A 19,466-nucleotide genomic window follows, 5' to 3' on the forward strand; every position below is an offset into this window, starting at 1 on the left:
CATCGAAAGAGGGTATTGTAAGACCATCAAAATGACTCCCTGAGTAAGGATATCATCATGTCTTCAATTCGTATGCCAGCATTGTTTTTGGGACACGGTAGCCCGATGAACGTTCTGGAAGATAACCTGTATACCCGTGCCTGGCAGCAGCTTGGGGAGACATTACCGCGTCCAAAAGCGATTGTGGTGGTGTCTGCCCACTGGTTCACCCGAGGTACCGGCGTCACCGCGATGGAAGCGCCAAAGACCATTCATGATTTTGGCGGTTTCCCGCAGGCGTTGTACGACACGCATTACCCGGCGCCCGGCTCTCCTGAACTGGCGCAGCACCTGGTTGATTTGCTTGCGCCGGTGCCAGTCGCGCTCGATAAAGAAGCCTGGGGCTTTGACCACGGCTCCTGGGGTGTGCTGATCAAGATGTACCCGAATGCTGATATCCCGATGGTGCAGTTGAGCATCGATAGCACCAAGCCGGCGGCCTGGCATTTTGAAATCGGGCGTAAACTGGCGGCGCTGCGTGATGAAGGCATCATGCTGGTGGCCAGTGGTAACGTGGTGCATAACCTGCGTACGGCGCGCTGGCACGGCGATAATAACCCGTATCCATGGGCGACATCGTTCAATGATTTTGTCAAAGCGAACCTGAGCTGGCAGGGAGCGGTTGAGCAGCATCCGCTGGTCAATTATCTCGATCACGAAGGTGGCTCACTGTCGAACCCGACACCGGATCACTATCTGCCGCTACTGTACGTGCTGGGCGCGTGGGATGGTAAGGAACCGGTGACGATTCCGGTTGATGGTATCGAGATGGGCAGCCTGAGTATGCTGTCGGTACAGGTGGGGTAGGCCGGGTAGGCGAAGCCGCCACCCGGCAAGGCTCTATTGCCTGATGGCGACACAAAGTGTCTTATCAGGCCTACACAGGAGCGCCATATTACTCGACAAAAATATGCGGGTAGAAGCGGGACAGATCCTGAGTGATCAGCGCTCTGTCTTCGCGAATGCCGATCCCGGCAGGCTGATCGTTGATCAACCAGCTACCGATCAGCATATAGCTGTCGCCAAATTTTGGCAGCTGATGGAACTGCTGCACGATCATGCCTTCTTCACCGTACGGTCCTTCCACCGCTTCGATCGTTTTACCGTTCTCGATAATGGAGACGTTCGCGCCTTCACGCGAGAAGATCGGTTTCACGACGAATTTATCCATCTGAGGATAGTCGTCTTCGGCGAAATAGGCGGGAAGCAGGTTCGGATGGTTCGGGAACATTTCCCACAGCAGCGGCAGCAGCGCCTTGTTGGAGATAATGCTCTTCCAGGCCGGTTCCAGCCAGCGCACGCCTGCGTCTTCCAGCTTGGTGGAGAACATCTCGCGCAGCATAAACTCCCACGGATAGAGCTTGAACAGGTTGGCAATCACCTGATCCTGTAGATCCGTGAACTGGCCTTTTTCACCCAGCCCAATATCTTCGATATAGAGGAATTCGGTAGCGATCTCCGCTTCTGCCGCACAATCCTGCAGGTACTGAATAGTGCCGCGATCTTCAACAGTATCGCGACAGCAGGTCAGATGCAGAAGCTGGAAGCCGTACTGCTCACGTAGCTCGGCGAAGCGCTCGATAAGCTTTTCCTGCAGGCTGTTAAACTGGTCGCTGCCTTCCGGCAGATTGCCCGCATTGATCTGATCTTCCAACCAGATCCACTGGAAAAACGCCGCTTCGTACAGCGAGGTCGGAGTATCGGCGTTGTTCTCCAGCAGCTTCGGTTCACCGGTGCCATCCCACGCCAGATCAAGACGTGAATAGAGCGACGGCTGGCGCGTCTGCCAGGATTGACGAACAAAGCCCCAGGTGTGCTTAGGAATACGGAATTTGGCCATCAGCTCGTCGCTGGCGATCACTTTCTCAACCACCTTGAGACACATCTGGTGCAGCTCTGCGGTCACATCTTCCAGCTGTTCAACCTGGGCCAGCGTTAGCTTGTAATAGGCGTCTTCACACCAGTACGGTTCGCCGTACATGGTGTGAAAATTAAAACCGTATTCCGTGGCTTTATCGCGCCAGTCCGGGCGCTCGGTAATACTGACTCTTTCCATGCGTATCAGCCACCCATTGAACGCGTGGAGGTGCCGCTTGCGCTACGCTGCATGGTGCTCTGTTTGGCAACAGATTCACCGAAGCCGCCGCGCGTTACGGTAGAGGTGGTTGCCGGTTTCGGCGCCATGGCGGTTTTAGGAACCGTCATTGTGCGACCAGGCTGTGCTGCGCCGTAGTTTTTACCACCCGCATCGGTGTATTTACCGTAAGCCGGGCTGGCCGGGTTTTTCGAGCTGAACAGCGGTTGCTGCGCAAAGCCCGCGCCGCCGCCCATCATGCGGCCCATCATATAACCCGCCATCAGCGGCATCCAGAAGCTGCCGCTGGACTGCTGTGCCTGAGCTTCTGGCGCCATGCCTGCCTGAGCAGGGGCTTGCTGGCACTGGCCTTCACCGAACTCGGCGACGCAATCTTCACGAGTGGCATATTTCGGCGCGGTACGTTCCGCTTCTTTCAGCGCGTTATTGAACGCCGTGGTGCATTCCGCGCTTTTGCCCGGATTGGCTGCCGAGCAGTCATCCGCATTTTGATACAGCGACACGGTTTCATCGCTTTTCTCACAACCCGCCAGCATAAACACAGCGGTAACGGCGAATGCGACAGGTGTCAGATGACGCGCGCTCCAGCTTTTGCGGAACGAGGCGTGATGGATGGATTTTGTCCGTTTCATTTTCGTCTTTCCTGGACCCAGTGGTTATTACTGCTCAGGATAGAGGATGAGTGGTTGAAAATGAAGCGAGAAGAGGCGGGAATGCGGCACAATGGCGGGATCTTTACGTTGCCTTACGTTCAGACGGGGCCGAAGCCCCGTCATCGCGTTTAATTGCGGAACGGATTGTTACCGTTGCTGCTGGAAGAACGTGCTGATGCCGGTTGTGCGGCGGGCGCTGCTGCGTTGGTGGCATAGCCGTCAGCGTTCGCGTCCATCTGCGGGGTTTCCGGCGCGACGTGTTCCGGCGAGGTGGAGATCGGTTTGCCCAGCGTGTTGTTCAGCGCCACCAGATCCTGCTCGTTCAACGTACCCAGCGCTGACTTGATATTCAGTTGGTTGATCAGGTAGTTATAACGCGCATTCGCCAGTTGCTGCTTGGCGTTGTACAGCGTGGTGGTCGCATCCAACACATCAACGATAGTACGTGTACCCACGGAATAGCCCGCTTCCATCGCGTCTAATGAGCTCTGGGCGGAAACAACTGCTTGTTTGTACGCGTTAATGCTGCTGATTGACGCATTGATATTGTTGAAGGAAGAACGTACGGTCTGCACCACGCTACGGTGGGCGCTTTCCAGTTGCTCACTGGCGCCAACAAAGTTGTATTGCGCCTGTTTCACCTGCGAGTTCACCATCCCGCCCTGATAAATCGGCAGCGAGAAACTCAGGCCGATTTTGTTCTGGCCCATGTTGCTGTCGTCATACTGAGAGCCTGTCGCGCCACGCGTTTTAGAGCCGCTGTACGAGGTATCCGATACGCCGGTAGAGGCGGTTAAGTCCAGCGTCGGCAGGTGACCATCCTGCGCCTGGCGAATCTGCTCACGTGCCAGATCCTGGCTCAGACGCGCCTGCAACAACGTCAGGTTACGGTTTTCGGCTTCTTTCAGCAGGGCGTTCACCGCCTGCGGTTTGTCGGTTTTGAAGCTGTCAACGTTCAGCGACGCCAGTTCCGGGTAGTAGTTGCCGGTGACCTGACGCAGTTCTTCAACCGCGTTGTCGAGATCGTTACGGGCGGTCACTTCGTTCGCCAGCACCGTATCGTATTGCGAACGGGCGTTTTGTACGTCAGTGATGGCGACCAGGCCCACGTTGAAACGCTGGGTGGTTTGATCCAACTGACGATAAATCGCCTCTTTCTGCGCCTGCGTGTAAGAGAGAACGTCAATGGCGTTCAGCACTTTAAAATAGGCGCTCGCGGTGTTGAGGATCAGCGTTTGCTGGTCCGTCTGGAAGGTCACGTCCTGAATACCCGCAGATTTTTCCTGCAGGGTCAGTGCACGCCATTTCGACATATCGAAAAGGGTCTGCGTTAATTGCAGGGACGCGCTGGTGGCGTTTGAGTTCACGCCGTTAGCATCGCGGTAGCCGTTGCTGTAGGTGTAATCGGCACCTAAGCCCAGTTGAGGCAGTAAAGGACTACGTGCTTCGTTGATTTTTTCGAATGCAGCATCGCGATCGGCGGCGGATTTACGCAATTCCGGGTTGCTCAGGCGTGCTTGCTGATAAACTTGCATCAGGTTCTCTGCCTGGCTCAGTGTGCTGAACCCCGACAGGCTCAGGCCGATAAGGATGGGGAGCAATTTCTTCATTTGCATTCCTTGTTGTGAAGCAGTATTTAGCGCTGATCAAATTTTAAAAATAATTGCTGATTCTAGCAGAATCCGCCACCGCAAAAAGTTGGCGTTCTGTGCCATCAGGCGTTAATTTGCACCAATTTACCACAAGGTCGATGAAACGGCAGTCAAACGCCCTTTAAATTCACATTTAAATCACTATTGGTACAGGACGGCACAATGCGCAAATCAGGCAACTCGCCAGTAACTTTCGCCAAAAACGATGTAGAAATTATTGCACGAGAAACGCTATATCGCGGTTTTTTTTCGCTGGATCGTTATCGCTTTCGCCACCGTTTGTTTAACGGTGAAATGAGTCAGGAAGTGCGTAGAGAAATTTTTGAGCGCGGTCATGCGGCAGTCTTGCTACCCTTTGACCCTGAGCGGGATGAAGTGGTGTTAGTCGAGCAGGTGCGCATCGCGGCCTATGACACCAGTGAAACGCCATGGCTACTGGAAATGGTGGCCGGGATGATCGAAGAGGGTGAAAGCGTTGAGGATGTGGCCCGCCGTGAAGCGATGGAAGAGGCCGGCATCGAGGTAAAACGGACGAAACCGGTGCTCAGTTTTCTGGCAAGCCCTGGCGGCACCAGTGAGCGCTCGTCCATTATGGTGGGTGAAGTGGACGCCACGACCGCAAACGGGATTCACGGTCTGGCTGATGAAAACGAAGACATTCGGGTTCATGTGGTAAGCCGGGAACAGGCATACCGTTGGGTTGAAGAGGGGAAAATTGATAACGCGTCTGCGGTCATCGCTCTGCAATGGCTGCAACTGCACTATAAAGAGCTAATAAACGAGTGGAAAAAATGAAGCGCTATACACCTGACTTCCCTGAAATGATGCGTCTTTGCGAAACGAACTTTTCGCAACTGCGACGCCTGTTGCCGCGCAATGATGCGCCTGGCGAAACGGTGAGTTACCAGGTGGGCAACGCACAATATCGGATTACGATCGTTGAATCGACCCGATACACAACGCTGGTGACCATCGAGCAGACGGCGCCGACCATCACCTACTGGAGCCTGCCGTCACTGACTGTGCGGCTCTACCATGACGCGATGGTCGCCGAAGTGTGTTCAAGTCAGCAGATCTTTCGCTTCAAAGCACGGTATGATTATCCAAATAAAAAGTTGCATCAACGCGACGAAAAGCATCAAATTAATCAGTTTCTGGCCGATTGGCTACGATACTGCTTAGCACATGGAGCGATGGCGATTCCGGTTTACTAGCGTCGTGAAACCTAAGGACACCATTTGGAAAGCCTGTTAAACCTTTCTCTGGCTGGTGAGGCCAGGGTCAGGATCTTACAAATTACTGATACTCACCTGTTTGCCGAAAAGCACGAAACGCTATTGGGCGTAAACACCTGGGAAAGCTACCAGGCCGTGTTGGATGCCATTCATGCCGAGGGGCAGGAATACGATCTGATCGTGGCGACAGGTGATTTAGCTCAGGATCAAACCGCTGCGGCCTATCAGCATTTTGCTGAAGGTATCGCAAGCTTTCGTGCGCCTTGCGTTTGGTTGCCCGGCAACCATGATTTCCAGCCTGCGATGTACAGCGCGTTACAAGAGGCGGGGATCTCCCCAGCAAAATGCGTCATGGTTGGCGAGCAGTGGCAAATTCTGCTGCTGGACAGTCAGGTCTTCGGTGTACCTCACGGTGAACTGAGTGAATTTCAGCTCGAGTGGCTGGAGCGTAAACTTGCTGCGGTCCCTGAACGCCACACTCTACTGCTTCTGCATCATCACCCCATGCCTGCGGGATGCAGTTGGCTGGATCAACACAGCCTGCGTAACGCGGCGGAACTGGACAACGTGCTGGTAAATTATCCGCGCGTGAAATATCTGCTTTGCGGGCATATTCATCAGGAACTGGATCTCGACTGGAATGGCCGCCGTCTGTTGGCTACGCCCTCCACCTGCGTTCAGTTCAAACCCCATTGCGCGAACTTTACCCTTGATAGCATCGGTCCAGGCTGGCGTACGCTGGAGCTGTTTGCCGACGGTACGTTGAAAACGGACGTCTGTCGTTTGCAAGGGACGGAGTTCCGACCTGATACCGCTTCTGAAGGCTACTGATGTCTACGCTTCTTTACCTGCACGGCTTCAATAGCTCACCGCGTTCGGCGAAGGCCTGCCTGCTAAAAAACTGGCTGCGCGAACAGTATCCTCATGTCGAAATGATTGTGCCGCAGCTGCCGCCGTATCCGGCCGATGCCGCAGAGATGCTGGAGTCTATCGTCCTTGAGCACGGCGGCGAGGCGCTGGGCGTGGTGGGATCATCATTAGGCGGTTATTACGCCACCTGGCTGTCACAGTGCTTTATGCTGCCCGCTGTTGTTGTCAACCCGGCTGTCCGGCCATATGAACTGTTGATCGACTACCTCGGTCAGAACGAGAACCCCTACACGGGGCAGCAATATGTGCTAGAGTCACGCCATATTTACGATCTTAAAGTCATGCAGATCGACCCGCTGGAAGCGTCGGATTTAATCTGGCTGCTGCAACAGACGGGAGATGAAGTGCTGGACTACCGCCAGGCAGTGGCGTATTACGCCTCATGCCGCCAGACTGTTATTGAAGGTGGAAACCATGCATTCACGGGCTTCGAAGATTATTTCAACCCGATTGTCGATTTCCTTGGACTGCACAGTTGCTGACAATCATTTCGAATTGCTATTAAAACCATGACGCAAACTTATAACGCTGATGCCATTGAGGTACTCACTGGGCTTGAGCCGGTACGCCGTCGCCCAGGGATGTATACCGACACGACCCGACCCAACCATCTTGGGCAGGAAGTGATTGATAACAGTGTCGATGAAGCACTGGCGGGCCACGCGAAACGCGTGGATGTGATTTTACATGCCGATCAATCTCTGGAAGTTATCGACGACGGTCGCGGCATGCCCGTGGACATTCACCCGGAAGAGGGCGTTCCGGCGGTTGAACTGATCCTCTGTCGGCTGCACGCGGGCGGCAAGTTCTCGAACAAGAACTATCAGTTCTCCGGCGGCCTGCACGGCGTAGGGATCTCCGTGGTGAACGCCCTGTCGAAGCGTGTGGAAGTGAACGTGCGTCGTGATGGTCAGGTGTATAACATTGCGTTTGAGAACGGCGACAAGGTTCAGGATTTGCAGGTTGTTGGCACCTGCGGCAAGCGCAATACCGGCACCAGCGTCCATTTCTGGCCTGACGAAACCTTTTTCGACAGCCCGCGTTTTTCTGTCTCGCGCTTAACGCACGTGCTGAAAGCCAAAGCCGTGCTGTGCCCTGGCGTTGAAATCACCTTTAAAGATGAAGTCAATAACAGCGAACAGCGCTGGTGCTATCAGGATGGTCTTAATGACTATCTGGGCGAAGCGGTAAACGGCCTGCCGACGCTGCCGGAAAAACCGTTCATCGGCAACTTTTCCGGGGATACGGAAACGGTCGACTGGGCACTGCTGTGGCTCCCGGAAGGCGGCGAACTGCTGACCGAAAGCTACGTGAACCTGATCCCGACCATGCAGGGCGGGACACACGTGAACGGTCTGCGTCAGGGGCTGCTCGACGCGATGCGTGAGTTCTGCGAATACCGCAACATTCTGCCACGTGGCGTGAAGCTCTCGGCGGAAGATATCTGGGATCGCTGCGCCTACGTGCTGTCGGTGAAAATGCAGGATCCGCAGTTTGCCGGACAGACCAAAGAACGTCTGTCGTCACGTCAGTGCGCGGCATTTGTCTCCGGCGTGGTGAAAGATGCCTTCAGCCTGTGGCTGAACCAAAACGTTCAGTCAGCCGAACTGCTGGCGGAGATGGTGATCTCCAGCGCCCAGCGTCGACTGCGCGCGGCGAAAAAAGTAGTGCGTAAAAAACTGACCAGCGGTCCGGCGCTGCCGGGGAAACTGGCGGATTGCACCGCGCAGGATCTGAATCGTACCGAACTGTTCCTGGTGGAAGGGGACTCGGCGGGCGGCTCCGCCAAGCAGGCGCGCGATCGTGAATATCAGGCGATCATGCCGCTTAAGGGTAAGATCCTGAACACCTGGGAAGTCTCTTCTGATGAAGTACTGGCCTCGCAGGAAGTCCACGATATTTCTGTCGCGATCGGTATCGATCCGGACAGCGACGATCTGAGCCAGTTACGTTACGGCAAGATCTGTATCCTGGCGGATGCGGACTCCGATGGTCTGCACATCGCCACGCTGCTCTGCGCGCTGTTTGTGCGACATTTCCGCACGCTGGTGAAACACGGGCATGTCTATGTCGCGCTGCCGCCGTTGTACCGTATCGATCTCGGCAAAGAGGTCTATTACGCGTTGACGGAAGAAGAGAAGGCGGGCGTACTGGAACAGTTGAAGCGCAAGAAAGGCAAGCCAAACGTACAGCGCTTTAAAGGGCTGGGTGAAATGAACCCGATGCAGTTGCGCGAAACCACGCTGGATCCCAACACTCGCCGTCTGGTCCAGCTCATCATTGATGATGAGGACGATCAGCGCACTAACGCCATGATGGATATGCTGCTGGCGAAGAAGCGCTCTGAAGATCGCCGCAACTGGTTGCAGGAAAAAGGCGACCTTGCGGATATCGACGGGTAATCGTGTTGTTGTGCCGGGCGGCGTCATTAACGCGCCTTCCGGCACGATCATTTATGCCGCTTACGGTACTGCAATGGCGTTTCGCCGATTCCCTTGCCAAACGCGCTGATAAAGTACGTCACCTCTGAAAATCCTACCTTGTTCGCAATCTCCCGCACGCTTGCTTCGCTGTGAAGTAGCGCTTCGCACGCTTTTCTCAGACGTAATGTATTGAGATAGTCGAGAATGCTTTCTCCTGTCTCAATATGAAAGCGGCGCGACACGTAACTTTTTGATTTCCCAAGTTCATCTGCCAGCGCGCTCAGGCTGAATTTTCGCGTGTAATTTTCGTCGAGCCAGAACATCACCTGGCTGGCGATACCGGTGGCAATTTCCTGCATACCGCTCTTATCTTCGGGTAACAGGCTGAATAAATTTAATAACAGGCAGGCAACGTGCTCGGCGTTGAGCGGCTTTTGCGTCGCCATTTTCTCGTAACGGCTAAAGAGGAAATCGATATGTGTATGGATCTCATGGGCGTCGATCACCCAGGCTTCACCACCGCGAATTGTCAGGTTTTGCAGGCGTTGCTGATTGAGCGGGAAATCACGCAGCACCTTCAGCACCGCATGTTGATCGAGATGAATAATGGTACGACGATAGCGATTCTGCGCCTGCTCATCGACCATGATTTTGTGCAGGGTGAAGGGCGGGAAAAAGAACATCCGCCCCGGCCGCATGGTGTATTGCTTATGATCGACCGTGACGACACCGAAACCTTCTTCCACATACAGTACTTCCAGACATTGATGCCAGTGGTGGTAACGCACCGTATTGGCGAACAGTCGACTAAACGACGCAATAGCATCGTTTAAGGTAATCAGTTCGAGACGTTCTGCATTAAGGGCTGTGTTCATAGTGCAACAGATTTAAATTTTTACCCGCCGGATTACGTTTATAAACTCTATTTTTAAATTTTCTCAATCCCTGTTTTAAAAGAATGTGTCGGGTGTGATTGAGGTAACATTTCTGCTGATGAGCGATTCACTATGCTTTAGCCACTTTATTCAGAGGGGCAGAGTATGTGGTCGGCAACTGAAGAAAAATCAAATCCATTGTCATCCCGCGAAGACGTAACGCGGGCTGTTAATTCGATACTGGAGGCGCTGGATAAGCAGTTTCCCGCAGGGCAGGCCCAGTTTTCGCTGGGCGATACCTGTGCGCATTACAGTGTGGACATTGCCTGTATGGAAGGGCTTTCGAGAGCGCTGTGGGGGCTGTTTCCGCTAATGGCGGGAGGCGCTGAGGTCCCGTTTGCTGACAAGTACATTCAGGCGATCAAGTTGGGTACCGATCCGCAGAGTCCGCATTACTGGGGCGATACCGGGCCATACGATCAGCGTCTGGTGGAGATGGCGGCGTATGGTCTGGGTCTGGCGCTTCTGCCGACGCGGTTAACGGCGGCGTTCAGCCCGTCGGAACAAGAAAATCTGCATCGCTGGCTGAATCAGATAACCGACGCGCAGATGCCGGACAGCAACTGGAACTACTTCGCCATCATCGTTCAGCTCGGTTTTAAACGCGCCGGACTGCCATACGACCAGTCGGCTATCGATCGTCGGTTTGCGCTGATGGAAGCCTATTATCTGGGGGACGGCTGGTATTCCGACGGCCCCGGGCGACCTCAGGATTACTACATCTCAATGGCCTTTCATTTTTATGGCCTGCTGTATGCCACACTCAATCCGGAAGATACCGCTCGCGCCGCAACGTTGCGCGAACGCGCCCGACAATTTGCGGAAGATTTTATCTACATGTCGGCTGCCGATGGGGCCTCGGTGCCGTTCGGTCGCAGCCTGACCTATCGATTTGCGATGGTCGCGTTCTGGAGTGCGGCGGCGTTTGCTGAGCTGGATGTGTTCTCGCCGGGCATCATTAAAGGGGTGATCCTGCGACATTTGCGCTGGTGGCAACAGCAACCCATTTTCGATCGTGATGGGATCCTGACGTTAGGCTTCGCTTACCCGAATCTGGCGATGTGCGAGGACTACAATTCCCCGGGTTCTCCTTACTGGGCGCTGAAGGTCTTTCTGATCCTCGCGCTGCCGGAAACTCACCCGTTCTGGCTGGCTGAAGAGCAACCGCTGCCCTCCCTGGCACAGACGCGTGCAATCCCGCATGCCGGACAAATTCTTCAGCACAGCGAGCATTCTGCTCATGTCACGATGCTGACCTCCGGTCAGTTGGAGCTGAATAACTACGTTAACACCGAGGCAAAATACACGAAGTTTGCCTATTCCAGCCGCTTTGGTTTCACCATTGAACGCGGGCGTTATGGCCTCAAGCATGCGGCGTGTGATTCCATGCTGCTGTTAGCGGACGGCGATAACTATTTTCGCGGACGGCGCGACTGCGAACAGGTTCGCGTGGATGAGAATGCGATTTTCTCCCGCTGGCTGCCGTGGCATGACGTCACCATTGAGACCTGGCTGGTGCCGTTCGGTGAATGGCATATCCGTTTACACCGCATCAACAGCGCGCGGGTACTGCAAACGGTGGAAGGGGGCTTTGCGGTGATGAAGGCAGAGCATCAGTTGCACGGGCGCGGGTGCGTGATTGCCGCCAGCAACGGCAGTAGCACGATTGTGGATCTGTCTCCGGTGATGTCACGCAGTCCGGACAGCATTATCACTCCGCCAAACAGCAGCATTATGTTTGCCGAATGTGCCGCGATCCCCGTGCTTTCAACAGAGATTGCGCCTGGGGAAAGCTGGCTTTGTTGCGCGGTCCGCGCTTGCGGGCAACACAAGGACTACACCGCCATTCCCCAGTTACAAATCAAGACTCACCAGGTCGTTATCCGCGAACCTGAATCTGCACGCCAGTTGTCGTTCTTTTTATAGCGAGGGTGGTATGAATATACGTTCACCGAGTCACCGAACGGAATACTATAAAATCAGTAGTTTTATCTTTCTCTATTTCTTTACCTGGTCGGCCAGCATTGGTTTATTAGCGATCTGGCTGGGACAGAAAGCACAGCTTAGCGGTACGGTAATAGGAACGGTCTTTGCTGTGAATGGTATTTTCTCGGTTATCCTGAAACCCATTTACGGTTATATTCTCGATAAAATCGGCATGAGTAAATATCTGCTCTATTTTGTCGTGGGGATGTCGGCATTAATGGCCCCCTTCTTTATTTATGTTTACCAGCCATTATTACTTTCTCATACCCTATTGGGAATTATCGTTGGTGCGATTTACCTGAGTTTTGCCTGGTACGCCGGCGTAGCGGCCTGTGAATCCTATTCCGATCGCTACAGCCGCCTGAACGGCATGGAGTTTGGTCAGATTCGGATGTGGGGTTCGCTCGGGTGGGCGGTTGCGTCATCGTTCTCGGGGCTGCTGTTTAACCTTTCTCCGGCCTATAACTTCATCATGGGCAGCGTGGCGTCGGTGGTGATGCTGGTGGTTCTGCTGAGCCTGAAGGTAAACGTCAATGCCGCCAATGCCGCTGAGGTGCTGACCAAAGAGAAAATCGTCCCCGCGGATGTTTACGCGCTGCTGAGAAACCGTAAGTTCTGGGCGTTCTGCCTGTATGTGGCGGGCGTCGCGTGGATGATGTTTATCGCCGAGCAACAGTTCTCTCGCTATTTTGTGACCTTTTTCTCTGACATTCATGAAGGCAATGCGGTCTTTGGTTATCTGGGCACCGTGCAGTCCGGCATGGAATTTGTTATGTACATGGTGATCCCCTTATTTGTTAATGCGATCGGCGCCAAACGTGGACTGCTGATTGTCGGTGCGTTGGTAGGCGCGCGACTGGTGATTTCCGGTCTCTGTGATTCTCACCTGTTAATTTCTGTGCTCAAGCCGTTATATGGCCTGGAGATTTGTTTACTGTTGGTCTCGGTCTTTAAATATATCGCGGAACATTTTGATAAACGCGTCAATGCAACCATGTATTTACTGGGATATCAGGCAATGCTGTATGTCGGCAATGTGGTGGTCTCTTCACCAGCCGGATTAATGTATGACCGTATTGGTTTTGAGAAAACCTACATCATCATGGGGATTATTGCGCTGGTCTTTACGTTTATTTCGGCATTTACCTTATCGGCATGCCAGAGTAAACGGAAAAATAATACTGTCCCTGATATCGCTGAAAATAACGCAGCAAGATAATTTACGTCATAAGGAACCGAAATATGTTAAATCATATCGTTGAGGAACGCTTACGCGCTTTTCCTGGTCGCCCGATCGATGCAGGAGCATTTCAGGACGAAATGCGCAGCGCCCGTGAGCATGTCCTCGAACTGATTCGTCGTCATTTAACGGAATTCGGTGAACACTTTCCCGCCGAAACCTGTGTAAAGGGGTATTACCCGTTAACGGAGAATGTCGAGTGGACGACCAGTTTCTGGACCGGGCAACTGTGGCTGGCGTGGGAAATGAGCGGCGAAGCGGCATTCCGCGACATGGCAGAAAAGCACGTCCGCTCTTTTGGCTTACGGATTGCCGGACGTCACGACACCAATACCCATGACCTGGGCTTCCTGTACACCCTTTCCTGCGTGGCAGCCTGGCGACTGACGGGAAATCGCGAGGCGCGCGGGTTTTCACTGCTGGCGGCAGACGCGCTGCTGGAGCGCTTTCATGAGAAAGCGCAGATCATTCAGGCATGGGGCGATTTGACTGACCCGGAACAGGCCGGACGGATGATCATCGACTGCAACATGAATTTGCCCCTGTTGTACTGGGCGAGCGAGCAGACCGGCGATCTGCGCTTTGCGGACGCGGCGAAAGCGCACGTTGCGCAGGCGGCAAAGTATTTAATTCGTGAAGACGCGTCCACCTTCCATACCTATTACATGGATGTGCACAGCGGCGCGCCACGCTACGGGAATACGCAGCAAGGCTATGCGGATGATTCGTGCTGGTCGCGCGGTCAGGCGTGGGGTATTTATGGTTTCCTGTTGAGCTATATCTACACCGGCGACCCGGAGATGGTGGCGCTGTCGAAAAAGCTGGCCAACTACTTCCTGAATCGTCTGCCGGAAGATGCCGTCTGCCATTGGGATCTGGCGCTGGTTGGCACCGATGCGTTGCGGGACTCCTCCTCGGCGGCCATTGCGGTTTGTGGCCTGCTGGAATTGATTAAACATCTGCCGGTCACCGACCCGGATCGCGAACGTTACCAGCAATGGGCGATGGCGATCATGTCGTCGCTGACCAGACACTATCTGGTGGCGAAAGAGGAAAAGAGTAATGGCCTGTTGAAACACTCGGTGTATCACCTTTCAGGCAACAAAGGGGTGGATGAGTGTGCCAGTTGGGGAGATTACTTCTACGTGGAGGCGCTGATGCGTTTTACCCAGTGCTGGAAGCTGTACTGGTAAGCGACAGTTTTACTGTTGATCAAAAGGGTAAGCCACGGGAGCTTACCCTTTTGCCATTATGATATCTGATTGATCTTGCCAGAGAGGTCTATTAGGCTCAATCGAGGCGAGAACGCGGATTTACGCTATGGCAATGACCGGGGATGGACGCCAGGAATACATAATAAGGAAACAGGATGAACAACACACATCTGTCTAAGAGCGTCGACGCCCTTAAACCCTCCGCTATCAGGGAATTACTCAAACATAGCAAAATGCCTGGCGTGATATCGCTGGGCGGCGGCATTCCCAGCCCGGAACTGTTTGATAAAACAGGGCTGGAAATGGCCACGCGCAACATGATGGAAAACCAGTTTCTGGATGCATTCCAGTACGGTCTGAGTGAAGGTTTTCCGCCTCTGCGGGAAGCGATCGCTCAGTTGTGCCAGAAGCGAGGCATTCAGGCCGCGTCTGACGCCATCCTGGTGACCAATGGGTCACAGCAGTCACTGGATATTCTGGCGAGAACGCTGATCAATCCGGGCGACAAAGTGGTGGTCGAACGCCCGACCTATCTTGCCGCTTTGCAGGTGCTGCAACTGTCTCAGGCGGATATTCTGTCTGTTGGCACCGATAAAGACGGCATGATTGTGGACGATCTGGAAGTATTGCTGCAGAACAACACGATCAAGTTTGTCTATATCGTGCCAACGTTCGGTAACCCCGGTGGTGTGGTCCTCAGTGATTCTCGTCGTCAGAAGTTGGTGCAACTGGCGAAGCAGCATGACTTTGCCATCATCGAAGACGATCCCTACGGTGAAATCAATTTCACCGACGAGACCTATAAAACGCTGTCCCAGCATGCCCGGGAGAGCGGATGTCCTGAGCAGGTGATTTATACTTCGACCTTTTCCAAGATTCTGGCCCCAGGCCTGCGCGTGGGTTGGGTGGTACTGCCGGAATGGATCAGACAAAAAGCGACCATCGTTAAACAGGCAACCGATCTGCATACCAGCGCGCATTCGCAGGCAATGGCGGCCAGCTATTTGACGTTAGGTCGCCTTGAAGATCAAATCCAGCTCATTCGCCAGGCGTACCGTGAGAAGTGCTATTTGCTGGCGGATGCGATTCGCAGCGAACTGGGCGAGCATATTTCATTCCATATGCCGCAGGGTGGGATGTTCCTGTGGGGGACGTTCCGTTACGACTTCGATACCACGGCCTGGCTTTCCCGCACACTGCAGGAAAAAGTGGTATTCGTGCCGGGAGAGTTCTTCTTCTGTGATAATCCGGACAAACGGACGCTACGGATGTCTTTTGCGACGCCGACTGCGGATGAGCTTGAAGAAGCGGTACGAAGATTGAAAAAAGCGTTGCCCTGAGCTCGCTTTTGCCGGGTCTGACACTGATGGCTGACCCGGCGCAACACGATATGTTTAGATACCGGATTCCAGAATACGAATATTCATCTCCAGCACATCGCCTTTAACGGCTTCGCTGTAGGCTTTCATATGCGGGGTCTGCAGGTGCGCTTCAAGGTGCGCGATGCTTTCCCACTGCTCAATCATCACGATTGAATCAGGCGCCATGGTCTGGAAACTCACGTTTGCCGCATGATCTACCATCGGCGCGTAGCCGTGGCAGCCTTCTTCTTTCAATACGGTTGGAACAATTTTCGCAAACTGATCGAGGACGGCCTGACGGTGGTGTTGTCCCGGACGAGTGCGGATTTCAGCAATAACTGTAAGCATGGTTAACTCCTTCTAATTCCAGGTTACTAGTTAACCAAAAATCGCCTGCAGATGCTCGCGATATTCTGCAACAGAACGTGGTACATCCGGCATTTTAATGACGTCATTGGTAATAAAGGTCGGCAGCGCTTCCATTCCAAGGAATTGATTCGCCTTATGGAATGGCAGATAAACGCCATCAACGCCCACGCCATGGAAGAACTGATCTTTATCGGTGAAGGCTTCCATCGGTGCGTTCCAGGTCAGAGAAAGCATGTATTTTTTCCCCTGAATCAGGCCGCCGGAACCGTATTTTTTCGAGGCATCTGAGCGAGTACGACCATCGCTGGCATACAGTGTGCCGTGTCCTTCGGTGAACACGTCATCAATGTATTTTTTCACGGTCCACGGCGCACCCATCCACCAGCCTGGCATTTGCCAGACAACCACGTCAGCCCAGACGAAGTTCTGCACTTCTTCTTTTACGTCGTAATCGCTGTCAGCGCGGACGATTTTGACGCTATGCCCGAGGTCGCGCAGAGTGCCGTCAGCGACTTCCGTCAGGGTGTCGTTCAATTGGCCGTTGGAGTGTGCGAATTTTTTCGCGCCGTTGATAATCAGGATGTTGCTCATTGTTAATCCTCTCAGAAATGCGTTTGAGGCTAATTTTACGTCAACAGGCACCAGGGTGAAATTAGCAAAATGTGCAAAGTCTTTTGCATCTGGCGCAATAATCGACGATTACCACTTCACTGTCGCGATAAAACCACCGTCTGGCGCATTGCCAAACGACACTGTCATTGTGTGCAGGGCGGCAATGCGGCGGACAATCGACAGGCCCAACCCGCTGCCGGTAACGTGCTGCCCGGGCGGGCGATAAAAGCGTTCGCCAATGTGGGACAGGTCTTCTGCCGTGACGCCGGGGCCGTTGTCTCTGACCGTAAACTGCCTGGCGTCAAGCGTGACATCAACCACGCTGCCTTTTGGGCTGTAGCGGATGGCGTTATCCAGCAAATTGCGTACCAGCAAACTGAGCAGTAGCGGTTGCCCGGTGCGCGTCACATTGTGGGCGTTGATCTGCAAACGTACATCAATCTGCGCCTGCTGCGCGGGTTGCCAGATGTCCATTACTGCGGACTGAAGCACGTCCTCAAGAGAGAGCGTGTCGACGTCCTGCAGGTTATCCAGCGAGTCGAGACGGGAAAGCGTCAGCAACTGGTCAACCAGACGGGTGGCGCGATCGATGCCCGTGTGGAGTTGCATCAGCGCTTTCTCGCGAGCCTGCGGATCATCATCAGAAAGCTGCGCCACCTCTGTCTGAACTTTCAGCGCGGTTAACGGACTACGCAGTTCGTGGGCGGCGTCTGAGGTAAAGCGGCGTTCGCGCACCATCATCTTATGGGTACGGGTAAAAAGCTGATTGAGCGATTCGACCAGCGGGCGCACTTCACTCGGGACGCCGTGTGAACTGAGTGGCTCGCTGGATTCCGGATCGCGCAGGCGCAACGCCTGTGCCAGCTTTTTCAGCGGCATGAGTTCCCGATGCAGCAGCATAATCAACAGCAGCAGCATCAGCGGCAGGGCGATAAGCCAGGGGACCAGTTGCGCCGTGACAATCGCCAGCGCCATATCTTCACGGTATTCCCATTCCTGGCCGACCACGATGCGGTACTTACCATCGGCGGAAGTCAGCCAGATAAAACGCCATTTATCGTCATCGCCATTTAACTTGCCGTCATCAAAGCCTTCCCGGCGGTAGCTGTAGGGGATGTTTTGACCATTATCGCCGTCGTGCAGCACCATCTTGCCGTCCGTGGTGTAGACGGCAAAGGTCAGCACATCATCATCAACATGACCGTGCTTGAATTTCTTCGGCGTATGCGCCATCCGTTCAGTGGCATGCAGTTCATTGATATCGAGCGTAATCAGTCGTTTGGCGAAGAGCATCAACTGGGTGTCAAACAGTTCATCAACGTTATCGGTGGTCTGCTTCCACGCGACAAAACTCGATGCCGCCCAGGTAATGGCTGCCAGAATCAGAAAGATGAGGGTAAGCCTGACGCGCAGGCTGAGTCGCCGGGTCACGATGATGCCTCGCCAAGCGTATAGCCGATGCCGTGAACGGTGCGAATGAAATCGCTGCCCAGTTTGCGCCGCAGATGGTGTACGTGCACTTCAACGGCATTGCTGGTGACCTCTTCGTCCCAGTTATACAGCTTCTCTTCAATGAGCTTGCGCGGCAGCACGCGCCCGGCATTGCGCATCAGCAACTCCAGAAGTGCGAACTCTTTTGGCTTGAGTATCAACGGCTCGCCCGCCAGCGTCGCGACCCGATCGCCGGGACTTAACGTCACCCGCCCGTGGCGCAATTCACTGCTGGCCTGGCCGCTGGCGCGACGCATCAACGCCTCCAGTCTGGCGGCGACTTCTATCAGCGCAAAGGGCTTGCACAGATAATCATCCGCCCCGAGACGAAGTCCTTCGACGCGCTCGGCCAGCGCATCGCGCGCGGTGAGGATCAGTACCGGCTCGCGCTTTCCCTGTTCGCGCCAGTCGCGCAAAATATCGCGCCCGTCCATTCCCGGCAGCGTGAGGTCGAGGATCACCGCATCATAAGGCGCGCTGTAGAGCGCTTCTTTTCCCTGACGACCTTCGGTAAACCAGTCGACGCTAAAGCCCATTTTACTCAACCCGGTTTTAATGCCGTCGCCAATCAACGCATCATCTTCAATCAGTAAAATTCGCATCGTTTCATCCCTGCGCTCGCCGTAATAAAGGCAAGTAAACCGCGATGTCGCACGCGATGTACAGCAAAAATGAGACTTTTTTTTGCCTTAAGAACTCGTTAAGGATTACCGTATTTAATGGATGTGAAATGACATCAAAGGGAGACATGATCATGAAAAAACTGGCTGCAATGGTTGCCATTATGGCGCTCTGCTCCGCACCGGTTCTGGCGGCGCAGCAGGGTGGTTTTTCTGGCCCGTCCGCGACGCAAACGCAGAGCGGCGGCTTCCAGGGACCAAACGGCAGTAGCACGACGGTAGAAAGTGCGAAATCCCTGCGTGATGACACCTGGGTGACGCTACGCGGCAACATCGTTGAACGTATTTCCGATGACCTCTATCTGTTTAAAGATGCGACTGGCACTATCAATGTCGATATCGACCACAAACGCTGGAACGGCGTGACGGTTACCCCGCAAGATACCGTTGAAATTCAGGGTGAAGTGGACAAAGACTGGAATTCCGTTGAAATTGACGTGAAGCAAATCAGTAAAGTCAGCAAATAATCCCCGTCAGGGCCGCGTTCGCGGCCCTTTTCTTTGTGACTCAACGCGTCAGATAAGGTAGTATCTGCGGCAATATTGCCTGAA

The 19,466-nt window shown here is 54.1% G+C and carries 19 protein-coding genes; 11 read left to right on the top strand and 8 right to left on the bottom strand.

The window, feature by feature from the left end; translation table 11 throughout:
* The first annotated feature begins 57 nt into the window (after positions 1-57).
* Positions 58-846 carry a 4,5-DOPA dioxygenase extradiol gene (gene ygiD / locus AL479_RS12455; RefSeq protein ID WP_061076271.1) on the top strand — a complete coding sequence of 263 codons (789 nt, stop codon included), beginning with the start codon at positions 58-60 and terminating at the stop codon, positions 844-846.
* Positions 847-934: 88 nt separating this feature from the next.
* On the opposite strand, the gene AL479_RS12460 is transcribed toward ygiD, so the two are convergent.
* The 3 genes from AL479_RS12460 to tolC form a co-directional block, all read right to left on the bottom strand.
* Positions 935-2,095, bottom strand: a complete 1,161-nt coding sequence (locus AL479_RS12460; RefSeq protein WP_061076272.1) for a glutathionylspermidine synthase family protein — start codon at positions 2,093-2,095, stop codon at positions 935-937.
* A gap of 5 nt (positions 2,096-2,100) precedes the next feature.
* A complete protein-coding gene (locus AL479_RS12465; RefSeq protein WP_061076273.1) occupies positions 2,101-2,766 on the bottom strand; it encodes a DUF1190 family protein in 666 nt (221 codons plus the stop codon).
* Between the two features lie 149 nt (positions 2,767-2,915).
* Complete coding sequence (gene tolC / locus AL479_RS12475; protein ID WP_061076274.1) at positions 2,916-4,397, bottom strand: outer membrane channel protein TolC; 1,482 nt, start codon at positions 4,395-4,397, stop codon at positions 2,916-2,918.
* Positions 4,398-4,601: 204 nt separating this feature from the next.
* Here tolC and nudF point away from each other — a divergent pair, with 204 nt between their 5' ends.
* From nudF to parE, 5 genes are read left to right on the top strand one after another with little or no spacing between them, the layout of a single operon-like run.
* Positions 4,602-5,234, top strand: coding sequence for an ADP-ribose diphosphatase (nudF, locus tag AL479_RS12480; protein WP_061076275.1), 633 nt, complete (start codon positions 4,602-4,604; stop codon positions 5,232-5,234).
* On the top strand, positions 5,231-5,653 hold the full coding sequence (locus AL479_RS12485) for a DUF1249 family protein (RefSeq protein ID WP_042998169.1): 423 nt from the start codon (positions 5,231-5,233) through the stop codon (positions 5,651-5,653). Before nudF ends, AL479_RS12485 begins: the two co-directional genes overlap by 4 nt.
* A gap of 24 nt (positions 5,654-5,677) precedes the next feature.
* Complete coding sequence (cpdA, locus tag AL479_RS12490) at positions 5,678-6,505, top strand: 3',5'-cyclic-AMP phosphodiesterase (protein WP_061076276.1); 828 nt, start codon at positions 5,678-5,680, stop codon at positions 6,503-6,505.
* Positions 6,505-7,086 carry an esterase YqiA gene (gene yqiA, locus AL479_RS12495; protein WP_061076277.1) on the top strand — a complete coding sequence of 194 codons (582 nt, stop codon included), beginning with the start codon at positions 6,505-6,507 and terminating at the stop codon, positions 7,084-7,086. Before cpdA ends, yqiA begins: the two co-directional genes overlap by 1 nt.
* A 27-nt stretch (positions 7,087-7,113) precedes the next feature.
* Positions 7,114-9,006 carry a DNA topoisomerase IV subunit B gene (gene parE / locus AL479_RS12500; RefSeq protein ID WP_042324253.1) on the top strand — a complete coding sequence of 631 codons (1,893 nt, stop codon included), beginning with the start codon at positions 7,114-7,116 and terminating at the stop codon, positions 9,004-9,006.
* 47 nt (positions 9,007-9,053) lie between these two features.
* Here parE and AL479_RS12505 read toward each other — a convergent pair whose 3' ends face one another.
* Positions 9,054-9,902 carry a helix-turn-helix transcriptional regulator gene (locus tag AL479_RS12505; RefSeq protein ID WP_061076278.1) on the bottom strand — a complete coding sequence of 283 codons (849 nt, stop codon included), beginning with the start codon at positions 9,900-9,902 and terminating at the stop codon, positions 9,054-9,056.
* 165 nt (positions 9,903-10,067) lie between these two features.
* Between AL479_RS12505 and AL479_RS12510 the strand changes: the two genes are divergently transcribed.
* From AL479_RS12510 to AL479_RS12525, 4 genes are all read left to right on the top strand, one after another.
* The gene (locus AL479_RS12510; RefSeq protein WP_105291751.1) at positions 10,068-11,888 is read left to right on the top strand and encodes a DUF2264 domain-containing protein; all 1,821 of its coding nucleotides are present in this window, start codon (positions 10,068-10,070) and stop codon (positions 11,886-11,888) included.
* A gap of 10 nt (positions 11,889-11,898) precedes the next feature.
* Positions 11,899-13,167, top strand: coding sequence for an oligosaccharide MFS transporter (locus AL479_RS12515; protein ID WP_061076279.1), 1,269 nt, complete (start codon positions 11,899-11,901; stop codon positions 13,165-13,167).
* 23 nt (positions 13,168-13,190) lie between these two features.
* Complete coding sequence (locus tag AL479_RS12520) at positions 13,191-14,381, top strand: glycoside hydrolase family 88 protein (protein ID WP_061076280.1); 1,191 nt, start codon at positions 13,191-13,193, stop codon at positions 14,379-14,381.
* Positions 14,382-14,557: 176 nt separating this feature from the next.
* Entirely contained in the window at positions 14,558-15,742 is a 1,185-nt protein-coding gene (locus tag AL479_RS12525) for a PLP-dependent aminotransferase family protein (RefSeq protein WP_061076281.1), read from the top strand.
* Between the two features lie 54 nt (positions 15,743-15,796).
* Here AL479_RS12525 and AL479_RS12530 read toward each other — a convergent pair whose 3' ends face one another.
* The 4 genes from AL479_RS12530 to qseB form a co-directional block, all read right to left on the bottom strand.
* Positions 15,797-16,111, bottom strand: coding sequence for a putative quinol monooxygenase (locus tag AL479_RS12530; RefSeq protein WP_042998164.1), 315 nt, complete (start codon positions 16,109-16,111; stop codon positions 15,797-15,799).
* A gap of 30 nt (positions 16,112-16,141) precedes the next feature.
* Positions 16,142-16,723 carry an NAD(P)H-dependent oxidoreductase gene (locus AL479_RS12535; protein WP_061076282.1) on the bottom strand — a complete coding sequence of 194 codons (582 nt, stop codon included), beginning with the start codon at positions 16,721-16,723 and terminating at the stop codon, positions 16,142-16,144.
* A 108-nt stretch (positions 16,724-16,831) separates the two neighbouring features.
* The gene (gene qseC, locus AL479_RS12540) at positions 16,832-18,181 is read right to left on the bottom strand and encodes a quorum sensing histidine kinase QseC (protein ID WP_061076283.1); all 1,350 of its coding nucleotides are present in this window, start codon (positions 18,179-18,181) and stop codon (positions 16,832-16,834) included.
* Entirely contained in the window at positions 18,172-18,837 is a 666-nt protein-coding gene (gene qseB / locus AL479_RS12545; protein ID WP_061076284.1) for a quorum sensing response regulator transcription factor QseB, read from the bottom strand. Before qseB ends, qseC begins: the two co-directional genes overlap by 10 nt.
* A gap of 152 nt (positions 18,838-18,989) precedes the next feature.
* On the opposite strand from qseB, the gene AL479_RS12550 reads away from it, so the two are divergent.
* Entirely contained in the window at positions 18,990-19,382 is a 393-nt protein-coding gene (locus AL479_RS12550) for a YgiW/YdeI family stress tolerance OB fold protein (protein ID WP_061077973.1), read from the top strand.
* Positions 19,383-19,466 lie beyond the last annotated feature (84 nt).

This window comes from Citrobacter amalonaticus, assembly GCF_001559075.2.
GTDB lineage: Bacteria > Pseudomonadota > Gammaproteobacteria > Enterobacterales > Enterobacteriaceae > Citrobacter_A > Citrobacter_A amalonaticus_F.

Excerpts from the sequence above, each read along its gene's own strand:
- nudF (WP_061076275.1), top strand. The coding sequence starts at position 4,602 with ATGCGCAAATCAGGCAACTCGCCAGTAACTTTCGCCAAAAACGATGTA.
- AL479_RS12535 (WP_061076282.1), bottom strand. The coding sequence starts at position 16,723 with ATGAGCAACATCCTGATTATCAACGGCGCGAAAAAATTCGCACACTCC.
- yqiA (WP_061076277.1), top strand. The coding sequence starts at position 6,505 with ATGTCTACGCTTCTTTACCTGCACGGCTTCAATAGCTCACCGCGTTCG.
- AL479_RS12505 (WP_061076278.1), bottom strand. The coding sequence starts at position 9,902 with ATGAACACAGCCCTTAATGCAGAACGTCTCGAACTGATTACCTTAAAC.
- ygiD (WP_061076271.1), top strand. The coding sequence starts at position 58 with ATGTCTTCAATTCGTATGCCAGCATTGTTTTTGGGACACGGTAGCCCG.
- AL479_RS12530 (WP_042998164.1), bottom strand. The coding sequence starts at position 16,111 with ATGCTTACAGTTATTGCTGAAATCCGCACTCGTCCGGGACAACACCAC.
- AL479_RS12510 (WP_105291751.1), top strand. The coding sequence starts at position 10,068 with ATGTGGTCGGCAACTGAAGAAAAATCAAATCCATTGTCATCCCGCGAA.
- AL479_RS12515 (WP_061076279.1), top strand. The coding sequence starts at position 11,899 with ATGAATATACGTTCACCGAGTCACCGAACGGAATACTATAAAATCAGT.
- parE (WP_042324253.1), top strand. The coding sequence starts at position 7,114 with ATGACGCAAACTTATAACGCTGATGCCATTGAGGTACTCACTGGGCTT.
- AL479_RS12485 (WP_042998169.1), top strand. The coding sequence starts at position 5,231 with ATGAAGCGCTATACACCTGACTTCCCTGAAATGATGCGTCTTTGCGAA.
- AL479_RS12525 (WP_061076281.1), top strand. The coding sequence starts at position 14,558 with ATGAACAACACACATCTGTCTAAGAGCGTCGACGCCCTTAAACCCTCC.
- AL479_RS12550 (WP_061077973.1), top strand. The coding sequence starts at position 18,990 with ATGAAAAAACTGGCTGCAATGGTTGCCATTATGGCGCTCTGCTCCGCA.
- qseB (WP_061076284.1), bottom strand. The coding sequence starts at position 18,837 with ATGCGAATTTTACTGATTGAAGATGATGCGTTGATTGGCGACGGCATT.
- AL479_RS12460 (WP_061076272.1), bottom strand. The coding sequence starts at position 2,095 with ATGGAAAGAGTCAGTATTACCGAGCGCCCGGACTGGCGCGATAAAGCC.
- AL479_RS12465 (WP_061076273.1), bottom strand. The coding sequence starts at position 2,766 with ATGAAACGGACAAAATCCATCCATCACGCCTCGTTCCGCAAAAGCTGG.
- tolC (WP_061076274.1), bottom strand. The coding sequence starts at position 4,397 with ATGAAGAAATTGCTCCCCATCCTTATCGGCCTGAGCCTGTCGGGGTTC.
- AL479_RS12520 (WP_061076280.1), top strand. The coding sequence starts at position 13,191 with ATGTTAAATCATATCGTTGAGGAACGCTTACGCGCTTTTCCTGGTCGC.